At 76.7% G+C, this 13,354-nt stretch carries 12 protein-coding genes; 3 read left to right on the top strand and 9 right to left on the bottom strand.

The window, feature by feature from the left end; genetic code table 11:
* Window positions 1–40: 40 nt before the first annotated feature.
* The 4 genes from OG500_RS26855 to OG500_RS26870 are packed head-to-tail and all read right to left on the bottom strand — an operon-like array spanning window position 41 to window position 4,762.
* Window positions 41–1,687 carry an ABC transporter ATP-binding protein gene (locus OG500_RS26855; RefSeq protein ID WP_329583932.1) on the bottom strand — a complete coding sequence of 549 codons (1,647 nt, stop codon included), beginning with the start codon at window positions 1,685–1,687 and terminating at the stop codon, window positions 41–43.
* Entirely contained in the window at window positions 1,684–2,820 is a 1,137-nt protein-coding gene (locus tag OG500_RS26860; protein ID WP_327069433.1) for a CbiQ family ECF transporter T component, read from the bottom strand. Before OG500_RS26860 ends, OG500_RS26855 begins: the two co-directional genes overlap by 4 nt.
* Before the next feature lie 5 nt (window positions 2,821–2,825).
* On the bottom strand, window positions 2,826–3,503 hold the full coding sequence (locus tag OG500_RS26865) for an SCO2322 family protein (RefSeq protein ID WP_329583934.1): 678 nt from the start codon (window positions 3,501–3,503) through the stop codon (window positions 2,826–2,828).
* Window positions 3,500–4,762: a prenyltransferase/squalene oxidase repeat-containing protein gene (locus tag OG500_RS26870; RefSeq protein ID WP_329583935.1), complete on the bottom strand. Its 1,263-nt coding sequence runs from the start codon at window positions 4,760–4,762 to the stop codon at window positions 3,500–3,502. Before OG500_RS26870 ends, OG500_RS26865 begins: the two co-directional genes overlap by 4 nt.
* Window positions 4,763–5,066: 304 nt before the next feature.
* Here OG500_RS26870 and OG500_RS26875 point away from each other — a divergent pair, with 304 nt between their 5' ends.
* The 3 genes from OG500_RS26875 to OG500_RS26885 all read left to right on the top strand — a co-directional run bounded on the left by OG500_RS26875 (window position 5,067) and on the right by OG500_RS26885 (window position 8,289).
* The gene (locus OG500_RS26875) at window positions 5,067–6,398 is read left to right on the top strand and encodes a glycosyltransferase family 4 protein (protein ID WP_327069436.1); all 1,332 of its coding nucleotides are present in this window, start codon (window positions 5,067–5,069) and stop codon (window positions 6,396–6,398) included.
* A gap of 80 nt (window positions 6,399–6,478) precedes the next feature.
* Window positions 6,479–7,213 (top strand): class I SAM-dependent methyltransferase, encoded by a 735-nt coding sequence (locus OG500_RS26880; protein ID WP_327069437.1) that lies wholly within the window; start codon window positions 6,479–6,481, stop codon window positions 7,211–7,213.
* Window positions 7,210–8,289, top strand: coding sequence for a prenyltransferase (locus OG500_RS26885; protein ID WP_442907066.1), 1,080 nt, complete (start codon window positions 7,210–7,212; stop codon window positions 8,287–8,289). The genes OG500_RS26880 and OG500_RS26885 overlap by 4 nt, the downstream gene beginning before the upstream one ends.
* 73 nt (window positions 8,290–8,362) lie before the next feature.
* Here OG500_RS26885 and OG500_RS26890 read toward each other — a convergent pair whose 3' ends face one another.
* The 5 genes from OG500_RS26890 to OG500_RS26910 form a co-directional block, all read right to left on the bottom strand.
* Window positions 8,363–9,409 carry a hypothetical protein gene (locus tag OG500_RS26890; protein ID WP_327069438.1) on the bottom strand — a complete coding sequence of 349 codons (1,047 nt, stop codon included), beginning with the start codon at window positions 9,407–9,409 and terminating at the stop codon, window positions 8,363–8,365.
* Between the two features lie 157 nt (window positions 9,410–9,566).
* Window positions 9,567–10,553 (bottom strand): N-acetylmuramoyl-L-alanine amidase, encoded by a 987-nt coding sequence (locus OG500_RS26895; RefSeq protein WP_329583937.1) that lies wholly within the window; start codon window positions 10,551–10,553, stop codon window positions 9,567–9,569.
* Between the two features lie 6 nt (window positions 10,554–10,559).
* Entirely contained in the window at window positions 10,560–11,837 is a 1,278-nt protein-coding gene (locus tag OG500_RS26900) for a hypothetical protein (protein ID WP_327069440.1), read from the bottom strand.
* Between the two features lie 275 nt (window positions 11,838–12,112).
* Entirely contained in the window at window positions 12,113–12,766 is a 654-nt protein-coding gene (locus OG500_RS26905; RefSeq protein ID WP_329583939.1) for a class I SAM-dependent methyltransferase, read from the bottom strand.
* Window positions 12,767–12,983: 217 nt separating this feature from the next.
* Window positions 12,984–13,139: a hypothetical protein gene (locus tag OG500_RS26910; protein WP_329583941.1), complete on the bottom strand. Its 156-nt coding sequence runs from the start codon at window positions 13,137–13,139 to the stop codon at window positions 12,984–12,986.
* Window positions 13,140–13,354 lie beyond the last annotated feature (215 nt).

The raw sequence follows: 13,354 nt of genomic DNA on the forward strand, positions 1-13,354 counted from the left end.
GCGATCGAGCGCGGACCGAGCGGGACGGGGCGGGCCAGGTTCACCGGTCGGCCGCCCGCTCCGGCGCCCCGGGCGCCTCGCGCAGGGCGGCGGCCACCTGGCGGACCGTCAGCCACGGCTCGGGGGCCAGCACTTTGGCGACCTGCGGCGCGTAGACCGGGGAGGCCAGCACCACCTCGGCCGCCGGGCCGTCGGCGACCAGCTCGCCCTCGGCCAGCACCAGGGTGCGGTGGGCGAGTTCGGCCGCCAGCTCCACGTCATGGGTGGCCAGCAGGATCCCATGGCCCTCGGCGGCGAGCGCGCCGAGGATCGTCACCAGGCGGGCCTTGGCCGCGTAGTCCAGGCCGCGGGTGGGCTCGTCGAGCAGCAGCAGCGCGGGGCGGGCGGTCAGCACCACGGCCAGCGCCAGGGTCAGCCGCTGGCCCTCGGAGAGGTCGCGCGGGTGGGTGTCGTCGGCCAGGCCCGGCAGCAGGCGCTCCAGCAGCGCGCGGCAACTGCCGGGCGCTGCGTCGGCGTCCTGGTCGGCGGCGGCGCACTCGGCGGCCACGGTCGCGGTGCAGAGCAGGTCGCGCGGGTCCTGCGGAACCAGGCCGATCTGGCGGACCAGCTCCTTGGGGCGGGCCCGGTGCGGGGTGAGCGGGCCGATCCGCACGCTGCCGCCGGTCGGGGCGTGCAGTCCGGCGAGCGCGCCGAGCAGGGTGGACTTGCCCGCGCCGTTGCGGCCCATGAGCGCGGTGATCTCGGTGCGGCGCAGGGTCAGCGAGACCTCGCGCAGGGCGGGCACCGGGCCGCGCTGCACGGTCAGCCGGGCGGTCTCGGCGACCGGGGCGCCGGCCGCGTCACCGCGGGGACGCCCGGCTGCCGGGTCGGCGCCGGCCAGCCGGGCGCGCAGCGGGGCGGCCCGGCGACGGGCGTCGCGCACCGAGAGCGGCAGCGGCGACCAGCCGGCCAGCCGGCCCAGGCCCACCACCGGCGGGTGGACGGGGGAGTGGGCGAGGACCTCGGCCGGCTCGCCGAGCACCGCCGGGCCCCCGTCGCCCGGCAGCAGCAGCACCTGGTCGGCGTACTGGACCACCCGCTCCAGGCGGTGCTCGGCCATCAGCACCGTGGTCCCGAGGTCGTGCACCAGCCGCTGCACCACCGCCAGCACCTCCTCGGCGGCCCCGGGGTCGAGCGCGGAGGTCGGCTCGTCCAGCACCAGCACCTTGGGGTGCACCGTCAGCACCGAGCCGATCGCCACCCGCTGGCGCTGGCCGCCGGAGAGGGTGGCGAGCGGGCGGTCGCGCAGCTCGGCCAGGCCCAGCAGGTCGAGCGTCTCCTCCACCCGGCGCCGCATCACCGCCGGGGCCAGGCCCAGCGACTCCATGCCGTAGGCGAGTTCGTCCTCGACCGTGTCGGTGACGAAGTGCGCGCCCGGGTCCTGGCCCACGGTGCCGACCAGGTCGGCGAGTTCACGCGGCCGGTGGTCGCGGGTGTCGCGGCCCGCCACGGTCACCCGACCGTGCAGCACGCCGCCGGTGAAGTGCGGGACCAGTCCGTTGACGGTGCCGAGCAGGGTGGACTTGCCGGCCCCCGACGGGCCGACCAGCAGGCAGAGTTCACCCTCGGGCACGGTCAGGTCGAGACCGGTCAGGGCGGGCGCGGCGGCGTCCGGGTAGTGCACCGAGACCTGGTCGAAGGTGATCACGGGCGGTCGGCCTTCCGGAAGTCGGCGCCGGCGGGGCGGCGCAGGGTCAGCGGGCGCGGGGCGGGGGCGGCGACGGCGGGGAGCAGGCCGAGCAGCACGGCGAGGGCCGCGACCAGCGGGAGTTCGGGCACCGTGGGCGGCACCACCGTGGGCGCGAAGGGCGCCGGGGTGCGGGTGACCAGCCAGATCATGACCGCCGCGACCAGCACCCCGGAGCCGGCGACCAGCCACTCCGGCAGCCCCCACCGGTCGGGGCGGTAGCGGGTCCGCACGGTGCGCCGCCCGCCCAGCGCCAGGCCGCCCGCGCTCGCGGCCACCCCGGCCGGCAGCACCGGCAGCGCCCAGCCGGCGCCGCCGTCGGCGAGCAGCCCGTAGGCCGCCGCGCAGAGACCGAGCAGGCCCAGCAGGGTGAGCGCGGCGGTGGCCCGGGCCACCGCGCGCGGCACCGGCGCGGTGCGGCCGAAGCCGCGGCTGTCCATCGCGGCGGCCAGCGCCACCGAGCGCTCCAGCGCGCTCTCCAGCACCGGCAGACCGACGCTGAGCACGGAGCGCAGACCGCGGTCCGGACGGCCGCGCAGCCGGCGGGCGGCCCGCAGCCGCTGGACGTCGGCGACCAGGTTCGGCGCGAAGGACATCGCCACCACCACGGCCACGCCCACCTCGTAGAGCGCGCCGGGCAGCAGCCGCAGCAGCCGGGCGGGCGAGGCGAGCGCGTTCGCGGCGCCGACGCAGATCAGCAGGGTGGCCAGCCGCAGCCCGTCGTAGAGCGTGGCGAGCAGCCCCTCCAGGGTCACCCGGCCGCCGACCCGCACGCCCTGCGCCCAGCCGGGCAGCGGCAGTTGCGGCAGCGTCAGCAGCACGTGGGTGCCGGGGACCGGCGAGCCGAGCAGCACGGTGAAGCCCAGTCGCAGCACCAGCACCGCCAACCCCAGCCGCAGGAAGGTGCCGTAGGAGCGGGCCCACGGCGCCTCGGTGCGGCGCACCGCGACCACATAGCCGGCGACGGCGACGATCAGGAGCAGCAGCAGCGGGTTGGTGGTCCGGGAGGCGGCCGTGGCCAGGCCGAGCGCCCACAGCCACCAGGCGGCGGGGTGCAGCGGGCGCGGGGCGCGGCGCAGGGCGGTCAGGGCCATCGGGATCAGGTCCGGCGCCGGCGCCGGACCTGCCAGACGGCACCCGCGCCGAGCAGCACGACCAGCGCGCCGCCGGCGGCCAGGCCGAGGTTCGGGCCGCTGCTCGGGGCCTTGGTCGCGCCGCTGGTGGTGCTGCCGCTGCTGCCGGAGACGGCCTCGCCGCAGCCGGCCGCCGGGTAGCCGGCGATGGCGCAGAGCATGCCGTTGGTGTCGTAGCGCAGCGGCGGGGCGAGCGCGGCGAGCACCTCGGCCGAGCTGGCCTGCTGCCGCACCTGGGCGCAGCCGGTGCGGGCCGCGGGCGGCACCGAGCCTGACGGCGCGTCGGTCCGGGTGCCGAAGTCCAGCACCACGCCGACCCGCTTGAGGCCCGGCTTGGCCGGGGTGTCGGCGCAGAGCACGGCGAAGTCCGCCGCCCCGCCGGTGGGGCGGGCGGCGTCCTGGCCGCCGTCGGGGCTCAGCGCGAAGCGCCAGCCGTCGACCGAGCCGTCGGCGGGGACATAGGTGGCCGGGCCCTGCTGCTGGTAGCTCCAGCCGCCGTCGGCGCCGCGCCAGAACGACCAGTACCGGTAGCCGGCCGCCTCGGCCCGCCCGGCCAGCACGGTCAGCGTGGCGAGGGCGGCCACCAGCGCCAGGGCCAGCAGGGCGGCGCGCTGCCCCGCCCCGCTCGGCCGGGCCGGGATCACTGGCCGCGCTTGCGGCTCAGGCTGATCGCCAGGCCGCCGCCGATACCGATCAGCACGCCACAGCCCAGCAGCCAGGGCGAGAAGCCGCTCTTCTTCTTGCTCTCCTTGGCGGCGGTCTGCACCGCGGGCCCGCTGTCGGTGAGCTGCTTGACCAGGTCGGTGCCGCCGAAGCTGTGCGGGTCGCGGCCGGCGGCCTGGGCGGCCAGGATCAGCGCCGCGGTGGCACCGGCGTCCGGGCCCGCCGGGCCCTTGGTCCAGCTGCCGCCGTTGGCGGCCAGCCAGTCCACCGCTCCGGCGGCCTGCTGCGGGTGGCCGGACCGGACCAGGCTCAGCACCGCCCAGGTGGTGCCGCTGTAGTCGGGGCTCGGCGCGGCGGCACCCGGCGTGCTGAGCGTCAGGTGCTGGCCGCCCGCGGCCAGCGTCGTGGCGAGGTAGGCCGCGGCACTCTCCGCGGAGGCGGCGCCTCCGGCGGCGGCGTCCGTGCCCGTCGCGCACTCGGGCGCCTTGGGGGCCGGGCCGGTCGGGCTGCCGGCGGCCACCGGCAGCGAGCCGCCCGCGATGGCGAGGGTGGCCTGGGCGGTGGCCAGCGCGTTGGCGCTCGCCGGCTGCCCCGCGGCGGCGGCCTGGTAGGCGAGGGCGCCGCGCTGCTCGGCGGGTGCGGCGCAGCCCAACTGCAGGGCGCCGAGCGCCGTCAGGCCGGTCCTGCCGTCCTTGGCCACCTGGGTCGGGTCGACGCCGGCGGCGCGCAGCGCGCTGACGGCGAGGCCGGTGGAGTCGGCGTCACCCGGGCTGCCGGGGTTGTAGGACCAGCTGCCGTCGCTGTTCTGATTGGTCTTCAGCCACTGCACGCCCTTGTCCACCGCGGCCTGGTGGCCGCCGAGCGCGACCAGCGCCTGCATGGCCAGCGCGGTGGCGTTGCTGTCCTCGGTGGCGGCGGTGCACGCGGCCTTGGCGTCGGCGCGGAACGAGGGCCAGCCGCCGTCGGCGCACTGCTGGCCGGTCAGCCAGTCCACGGCCGCGGCGCCGGGCGTCACCTTCGCGCTGTTCAGCGCCATCAGTGCCATCGCCTGGCGCCAGACACCGTCGTAGGTCGGGTCGCCCTTGCCGTACAGCGCGGCCGGCGGGGCCACCGGCGAGGGCGAGGCCGGGGTGGCGGGGCTGGGCGAGGAGCCGGTGTCGGCCAGCGCGGGCCCGGCGACCAGACCGGTCAGCAGGGCGGCGGTGAGCAGGGCGGCGCCGGTACGGGCGGGCGTGAGCATGGTGCGGCGGGGGCCTTTCGCTGGACGGCGGGTGGTCCGCGGTCCCCGCCGACGGCTCGGGTCAGCGCCGGTTGCGGCCACCGGCAACTCTAACGGGCTTTTCCAAGCGGACCGCTGCTGGGCACTTCCGGCCGCCACCGGACCGTCCGTATGCAAAGGAGCCGCCGGGTCGCGGCCGTGGAACCGCCGTGCGGGCGGAGCGCGGGGGAGCGTGGCGTGAATCACCTTCCCCGCCCGGGATGCCGAAGCTACGGGCCGGTATCTTCGAGGTCTCGCACTGTTCACATGTTCAAGGGGCCGATCCATGACGGGGCAGCCACCCTCCACGGCCGACCAGCGGCCGCTGCGGATCGCGCTGCTCTCCTACCGCGGTGACCCGTTCTGCGGTGGCCAGGGCGTCTACGTCCGCCACCTGTCCCGGGAGCTCGCCCGGCTCGGTCACCACGTCGACGTGATCGGCGCCCAGCCCTTCCCGGTGCTCGACGAGGTCGAGGGGCCCGGCTCGGTGCGCCTGGTCGAACTGCCCAGCCTGGACCTCTACCGCGCCGACGACCCGTTCCGCACCCCCGCGGCGGCCGAACTGCGCGGCCCGGTGGACCTGCTGGAGGTCGCCACGATGTGGACCGGCGGGTTCCCCGAGCCGCTCACCTTCTCGCTGCGGGCCCGCCAGTACCTGGCCGCCCACCGCGGCCGCTACGACGTGGTGCACGACAACCAGACCCTCGGCTACGGCCTGCTGGGCCTGGCCCGGCACGGCTTCCCGCTGGTCACCACGATCCACCACCCGGTCACCGAGGACCGCCGCCTGGAGCTGACGGCGGCCGCCACCCGGCTGCGCCGGCTCTCGCTGCGCCGCTGGTACGCCTTCACCCGGATGCAGCGCCGGGTCGCCGCCCGCCTCGACCACATCATCACCGTCTCCGGCAGCTCCAAGGCCGGGATCGTCGAGCAGCTGGGCGCCGCCCCCCGGGCCGTCTCGGTGGTGCCGATCGGCGCGGACACCGGGCGCTGGTCGCCCTCGGACGAGGTCGCGGTGGTGCCGGGCCGGATCGTCACCACCTCCAGCGCGGACGTGCCGCTCAAGGGCCTGGTCCACCTGGTGGAGGCGCTCGCCAAGGTCCGCACCGAGCGGGACGCGCACCTGGTGGTGGTCTGCAAGAAGCAGGGCGAGGGCCCGGTGGCCGACGCGGTGCGCCGGTTCGGCCTGGAGGAGCACATCGAGTTCCGCACCGGCCTGAGCGACGAGGAGATGGTCGACCTCTACCGCTCGGCCGAGGTGGCCTGCGTGCCCTCGCTCTACGAGGGCTTCTCGCTGCCGGCCGCCGAGGCGATGGCCACCGGCACGCCGCTGGTGGCCACCACCGGCGGGGCGATCCCCGAGGTGGCGGGCCCGGACGAGGAGAGCTGCCTGGCCGTGCCGCCGGGCGACGCGGGCGCGCTGGCGGGCGCGCTGGGCCGGCTGCTGGACGATCCCGCCCTGCGCGCCCGGCTCGGCGCGGCAGGCCGGGAGCGGGTGCTGGCCCACTTCACCTGGGAGCGCGCCGCCGAACTCACCGCCGATCGCTACCGCGCGGCCATCGCCACCGGCGTCGGGCAGCGGGCCCGCTCGGGCGCGGGCTGGCGCTACGTCGCCTGACGGTCCTCGGCCCGCGGTGAAGAGCGTGGCCTGAACGTGCGTTACCCGACCCTCCGTGTACCGAATGGGAGCTCCACACCGTGCTGACCGTCGATTTCTCCCGCTTCCCACTCGCCCCCGGTGATCGGGTGCTCGACCTGGGCTGCGGCGGCGGCCGGCACGCGTTCGAGTGCTACCGCCGCGGCGCCAACGTGGTCGCACTGGACCAGAACGCCGAGGAGATCGCCGAGGTCAAGCGCTGGTTCGACGCGATGGACGCGGCCGGCGAGGCCCCCGCCGGGGCGAGCGCGGTGGCGATGGAGGGCAACGCACTGGCGCTGCCGTTCGAGGACGAGTCCTTCGACAAGATCATCATCTCCGAGGTGATGGAGCACATCCCCGACGACAAGGGCGTGCTCAACGAGATGTTCCGGGTGCTCAAGCCCGGCGGGCTGCTCGCGGTGACCGTGCCGCGCTGGCTGCCCGAGAAGATCTGCTGGGCGCTCTCCGACGAGTACCACGAGGTCGAGGGCGGCCACATCCGGATCTACCGCGGCGACGAGCTGCTCGACCGGATCCGCGAGGCCGGTCTCACCCCCTACGGCACCCACCACGCCCACGCGCTGCACGCGCCGTACTGGTGGATCAAGTGCGCGGTCGGCGTCGACAACGACAAGGCGCTGCCGGTCAAGGCCTACCACCAGCTGCTGGTCTGGGACATCGTCGGCACCCCGGTGATCAGCAAGCTCACCAAGGCCGCCGAGGCCGCGCTCAACCCGGTGATCGGCAAGAGCTTCGTCGCCTACGCCAGCAAGCCCAACCGGGCCGGCGCGTGACGGCCCACGAGGGGGTGGCCACCCCCGGGCCGCTGCTGCTGCCCGGCGTGCTGGACGGGCCGCAGGCGGCTGCCACGGTACGCAGCATCCTGGCCGAGCAGCGGCCCGACGGCGCCATCCCGTGGTTCACCGGCGGCCACCTCGACCCCTGGGACCACACCGAGGCCGCGATGGCGCTGGACGCGGCCGGCGAGCACGCCGCGGCCGAGCGCGCCTACCGTTGGCTGGCGGACTGTCAGAACCCGGACGGCTCCTGGTACGCGGGCTACTTCGAGCACGGCGCGGACGGCGTCAGCAACCGCGCGGTGGAGACCAACTTCTGCGCCTACGTGGCGGTCGGCGTCTGGCACCACCACCTGACCTGCGGTGACGAGGCCTTCCTGGACCGGATGTGGCCGGTGGTCCGCCGCGCGCTGGACTTCACCGTCGGCGCCCAGCTGCCCGGCGGGCCGATCGCCTGGCGGCTGGCCGAGGACGGCACCCCCGCCGACGAGGCGCTGCTCACCGGCTCGGCCAGCATCCTGCACGCGCTGCGCTGCGGGCTCGCCATCGCCGACTACCGCCAGGAGCCCCAGCCGGACTGGGAGTTGGCCACCGGCCGGCTCCAGCACGCGGTGGCCGCGCACCCCGAGCGGTTCCTGGACAAGGGCCGCTACTCGATGGACTGGTACTACCCGGTGCTGGGCAGCGCCCTGCGCGGACCGGCCGCGCTGCGGCGCATCGAGGCCGACTGGGACCGCTTCGTGGTGCCCGGGCTCGGCGTGCGCTGCGTCAGCGACCGGCCCTGGGTGACCGGCGGTGAGAGCGCCGAACTCGCGCTCGCGCTCTGGTCGGTGGGCGACGCCGAGCGCGCGGTCGAGATCCTGCGCTGGATCCAGCACCTGCGCCACCAGGACGGCTCCTACTGGACCGGCTACGTCTTCGAGGACGACGCCATCTGGCCCGAGGAACGCACCACCTGGACGGCCGGCGCACTGCTGCTCGCCGTCGCGGCGCTGCGCGGCGACCCGGCGACGGTGGCCGTCTTCGGAGCCGAGCGGCTGCCGCACGGGCTCGCGGTCCAGGGCTGCTGCTGAGCCGCGCGGCGTGAGCGCAACGCGAAGGGCCGACGGGAGACTCCCGTCGGCCCTTCGTTCGTGCGGGGCGGGTTCAGCCGCGCTGGATGCCCGAGACGTCGGCCAGCACGCCCTGGGTGCCGTCCTGCAGCTGGGCGACGAGCGCGGTGCCGCGCTGGTCCACCGCCAGGTACCAGGTGCCGGGCAGCAGTTCGCCGACCGGCGCACCGGCCGGACCGTCCTTGGGGGCCAGCTGGCGCGGCTCGGGCACGGCGAACCAGAACGGCGCGAAGTCGGCCGCGGGAGCCGGGGCCGGGACCTGCTGCGCGGCCGGGGCCTGCTGGGCGGCCGGGGCGGGCTCGGCGGCGGCCGGAACGGGCTGCGCGGCGGCGGGGGCCTGGGCGGCGGCCTGGGCGAAGGCGGCGTCCTGCGGCTGTGCCTGGGCGGCGGCCGCGGGCACCGGCTGGGCGCCGAGGCCGGCGGCGGGCTGGCCGTAGCCGAACTCCTGGCCGGGCTGGCCCGCCATCGGCTGGCCCGCGTCCGGCGCGGGGAAGCCGTAGCCGCCCGGCTGCTGCGGCTGGCCGCCGAACTGCTGGCCGCCGAAGCTCTGGCCGGGCACCTGCTGGCCCGCGCCCGGCGCCGGGAAGCCGTAGCCGCCGGGCTGCTGGTAGCCCTGGGCAGCGCCCGGGTAGCCGCCCGCCGGCGGCTGGTAGCCCTGCGGAACCGCGGGCTTGTCGGTCAGCAGCGGGGCCTGCAGCGCGGGCACCAGCGGCCCGGCCACGGCAGCACCGGCCAGCACGAGCACGGCGACGACGCCGAGGTAGGCGCCCCACGAGTGGTCCGAGCCGCTGCCCAGCGCCCACAGCGCCGTCCAGAGCGCGACGACCGAGAACGAGACGCCCCACTGGTCCAGGCGCAGGCCCAGGATCTGCCGGGTCTTGGCGGCCTCGCCCTGGAAGCGCTGCAGCAGCACCAGCGCGGCGGCCGCGATGCCCAGCAGGTAGACCGAGGGCAGGATCGGGAAGAGGTCGCTGGTCCAGACGCTGGTGGAGTACACCGTCGAGCAGCCGCCGAACTGCTTCAGCGACGGCGAGCAGTCGACGGAGATGTACGGGAGGAACGACGAAATGAGCAGGAGCACGGCCGCACCTGCGACGGCGGCATCTCCCCTGGTGAGAGCGCGCAGATTCACTGATCGGTCCCCTCGCTGGTGTGGCGTGACGGCGTGACGGGGAGTGATTCTAGTCAACCGGGCCCGGACCCGCGGGACTGGGCTTGCGGGCGTCGCCCGGTCGGGGTCAGCCCGCGGGCCTCAGGAACCGGGTGAAACCGTCGGCCAGGCCCTGGGCCGCGCGCTGGCGCCACTGGGGATCCGTCATCTTCCCGGCGTCGCCGGCGTTGCGCATGTTGCCGCACTCGATGAAGACCTTGGGGACGGTCGACAGGTTGAGGCCGCCGAGGTCGCTGCGGGTGTCCAGGCCCTGGTCGGCGACGTAGTCCGCGTACGGCTCGCCGGTAGCGGCGTGGAAGGTGTCGCGGATCGCCAGGCCGAGCTGGTGCGAGGGGCCGACGATGGCGCTGTTGTCGGCCTTTCCGGCCACCACCTTGGCGGGCATGATCACGTGGAAGCCGCTGCCGGAGGCCGGGCCGCCGTCGCCGTGCACGGAGATCGCGGCGTCCGCGTGCGCGGTGTTGCCGATCGCCGCGCGCTCGTCCACGCAGGGGCCGAAGGGGCGGTCGCCGTCCTGGGTGAGCAGCACGGTGGCACCCAGGCCCTGCAGCAGGTCGCGCAGCCGGTGCACCACGTCGAGGGTGTACTCGGCCTCGGTGTAGCCGGCGTCGGTCTCGGTGCCGGTGGTGTCGCACTCCTTGTGGGCGTTGCCCACGTCCACCTGGCGGTTGATCTCGGTGGTGTGGTCCACGTTGCCGGGGTTGTGGCCGGGGTCCAGCACGATGGTGCGGCCGGCCAGCGGCTTGCCGGCGGCCGGGCTGCCGGAGGGGCCGGCCGGGCTCGGGCTCGCACCGGCGCCGGGGGTGCTGGCCGGGCCGCTGATCGGGCTGGTGCCGGGAGCAGGGCTGGGGCTCGCGGACGGGGTGGTCGCGCTGCCGGTGCCGGCCGTGCTGGGCGCTGCCAGCGCGCCGACCGCGTCGGCGCCGGCCCGGGCGGAGGTGCCGCACCCGGCGAGCGCGAGCAGGGTGAGCAGGCCGAGCGGCGCGGCCAGCAGGCGGGTCACGGCGGTGCGGTCGGTGCGGTCGGCACGGTTGGTGCGTGTGGTGCGCTTCACTGGTCGTCAGATCCTGTCCCAGGTGGGGGCGGTCAGGCCGTAGCTGCCGGCCAGCGCGCTCCATTTCGTCACGAAGTCCTTCTTGGCCTGCGTGGCCTGGGGGTTCAGCTGGTCGGCGCGCTGCTTGTCGGGCGTGTTCGGGGCGGTGCCGCTGCCGCCGCAGCCCTGGGCACTGATCGTGCGGGCCCAGGCCGCGTAGGCGCGGTCGATGTCGCCGGAGTCCTGCCAGGCCGTCTTCAGGCTGGCGACCGCGTCCGCGCCGCCGGGGACGTCGGCCATGTTCAGCTTGTCCAGCGAGGCGACGAGCTGGTCGCGCTGCTGGGCGCCGGTGTCCAGGGTCTGCGCGGCGCTGTCGATGTCGGACTTGGCCGGGCAGCTCCCGACCAGCGCCACCGCGCTGCTGATCGGGGCCCTGGCCGACTCGCCCTGGGTCAGCAGCGCGTCCAGCGCCTGGGCCTCGGCCTGCGCGTTCGCCGACACCGAGGAACTCGCCCCCGCGGAGGCGCCGGCGCTCGCCGAGGAGCCGGCACCGGGTGCGCCTGACGGGGTGCCGGTGGGCGCGCCGCCCGGGCTCGGCGAGCCCGACGGGGTGCTGGTGGCGGGCGGGGCGGCCTTCGCCGTGGGGCTGCTGGAGCCGGAGTTCTCCAGCGCCAGCACGGTGCCGCCGCCGATCGCGAGCAGGAGCACCAGGCCGGCGCCGACCACCAGCGGGCCGCGGCGCCGGCGCCCGTCCCGGTCGGGTCCGGCGGGCTCCAACTCCTCGTAGCGGCCGGGCAGGTTGATGCCGCCCGAGGCCTGCGCAGGCGGCGGAGGGTAGCCGGCCTGGGCGAAGGGCTGCTGGGCGAAGGGCGGGCCGGCCTGCGCGGGTGTGCGCGGGATCGCCTGGGTCGCGTCGAAGTCGCCGCCGCCCGGCGGGCCCGGTGGCAACGGCGGCATCGGCGGGGGAGCGGTGGGGCGGCCGGCGCCCTGGGCGGTGGCGTGGTCGGGGAAGCCTCCGGCGGCCGGCGGCCGGGCGCCCTGCCACGGCGGCGCGGCGGGTGCGGCGGCGGGGGGCGGTGGTGAGCCGGCCGGGGCGCCCGGAGCCAGGTACGGCCGGGCCACCGGGGGCGGTCCCTGGTCGCCGGGCCCGGGCGCGCCGGGGACCGGGCCGGGACCGGCCGCTGGCACCGGCGCGCCCGGGCCGGTGGGCTGCGTCCCCGGCGCCGGGCGCCGCACCCAGCCGCCTTCGCCACCGCGCGCGGTCGGATCCCAGACCGCCGGTGTCATGTCGCCCTGGTCCGTCATGGTGTGGCCCCCGCCCTCAGGTCTCGCCCTGTGGCTGCTCGGTGCTCGGTCGTGGTCAGTGTGCCCGCGCCGTCGGCGGCTCGGCGGTGCGCGGTGCGGCGACGCCCGGTGCGTGCGGCCGTGCGCGGGCCCGGGTGTCGGTCGTCACGGTACCGGCCGGCCGCCTCCGGCGGGGCGCTGCCGGCCGAAAAACGGCGTGGCGGAGCGGGCCCGCCGAGCGGGGGCGGGGGCGTGCGGCGGGCGGCACCCGCGGTCAGGCCGCGGTCGGCTCGCGATCAGGCCGCCGGGCGGCGCAGCACCCGCAGCGAACCGGTGACCGAGACCTCCTCGAAGCCTTCGGCCAGCGCCCGCAGGTAGACCCGGTAGGGAGCCTGGCCGCCGGCGGCCGGGTCGGGGAAGACGTCGTGCACCACCAGCAGGCCGTCCGCCGCCAGGTGCGGGACCCAGCCCTGGTAGTCGCCGCTCGCGTGCTCGTCGGTGTGGCCGCCGTCGATGAAGACCAGCGCGAGCTTGCCGCCCCAGACGGCCGCGACCTGCGGCGAGCGCCCGACCAGCGCGATCACGTGCTGCTCCAGACCGGCCGCGTGCAGGGTGCGGCGGAACCGCGGCAGCGTGTCCATCAGGCCGACCTCGGGGTCGACCAGGGTCGCGTCGTGGTACTCCCAGCCGGGCTGCTGCTCCTCGGAGCCGCGGTGGTGGTCCACGGTCAGCGCCACGGTGCCGGTGCGCCGGGCGGCGTCGGCCAGCAGGATCGCCGAGCGGCCGCAGTAGGTGCCGATCTCCAGCACCGGCAGCCCGGTGCGCGCCGCGGCCTCGACGGCGGCGGCGTAGAGCGCCAGCCCCTCGTCCACGGGCATGAAGCCGTCCGCCGCGGTGAAGGCCGCGAGCACCTCGGGTGCGGGGACGGACTGCTCCCGGGTCTCGGTCATGGCTGCTGCTCCCTCGTACTGGCCCCGGCCGGCTGCCGCTGGTCGGGCGTCCGGCGCCGGTGGGGCCCTGGTCCCCGGGACCCTACTCGATGGCGGCGCCGCGCCGGTTACCGCCCGGTAGCCGGTGGGAGCACGCCCGAGGGCCCGGCACGCGGGTGACGTGCCGGGCCCTCGGGTGGGGCTGGGGTCCGAGCCGGCCGGCGGGCCGGCCCGGAGGTCAGCGGGCGCCCGCGTTCAGGCGGTGCTTGCCGTGCGGGTCGGCCTCGGGGTTGTCGTCGGCAGCGGTGCCGCCGCGGTGGCGCCCGTGGATCGAGTCCCTGGAGGTGGCCTCGTCGGCGCCGTGGTCGGTGGTGGCGGTGAGGGTTTCGGACATCAGCTCTGTCTTTTCCGTGCGTGGGTGCAAGGTCTGTGGTGCCGCACGGCACCGCCGGCCGTGACCGGGCCGGACAGGGGAAACCGACACCTGGTGGGCCGCGGTGGGCCGCGACACGCCGAGGCGATCACCCCGTTGGTTAGTCACCCTAACGGCAGGGTGGGACAAGAACCTATCGAGATGTGCCGTGTCGGCCGGTGCGGGGCGCTGAGGTG

It is taken from the genome of Kitasatospora sp. NBC_01250 (assembly GCF_036226465.1).
Taxonomy (GTDB): domain Bacteria; phylum Actinomycetota; class Actinomycetes; order Streptomycetales; family Streptomycetaceae; genus Kitasatospora.

Bases quoted from the DNA above. Each gene is read 5' to 3' on its own strand.
- OG500_RS26860 (WP_327069433.1), bottom strand. From the start codon at position 2,820: ATGGCCCTGACCGCCCTGCGCCGCGCCCCGCGCCCGCTGCACCCCGCC.
- OG500_RS26875 (WP_327069436.1), top strand. From the start codon at position 5,067: ATGACGGGGCAGCCACCCTCCACGGCCGACCAGCGGCCGCTGCGGATC.
- OG500_RS26870 (WP_329583935.1), bottom strand. From the start codon at position 4,762: ATGCTCACGCCCGCCCGTACCGGCGCCGCCCTGCTCACCGCCGCCCTG.
- OG500_RS26900 (WP_327069440.1), bottom strand. From the start codon at position 11,837: ATGACGGACCAGGGCGACATGACACCGGCGGTCTGGGATCCGACCGCG.
- OG500_RS26910 (WP_329583941.1), bottom strand. From the start codon at position 13,139: ATGTCCGAAACCCTCACCGCCACCACCGACCACGGCGCCGACGAGGCC.
- OG500_RS26905 (WP_329583939.1), bottom strand. From the start codon at position 12,766: ATGACCGAGACCCGGGAGCAGTCCGTCCCCGCACCCGAGGTGCTCGCG.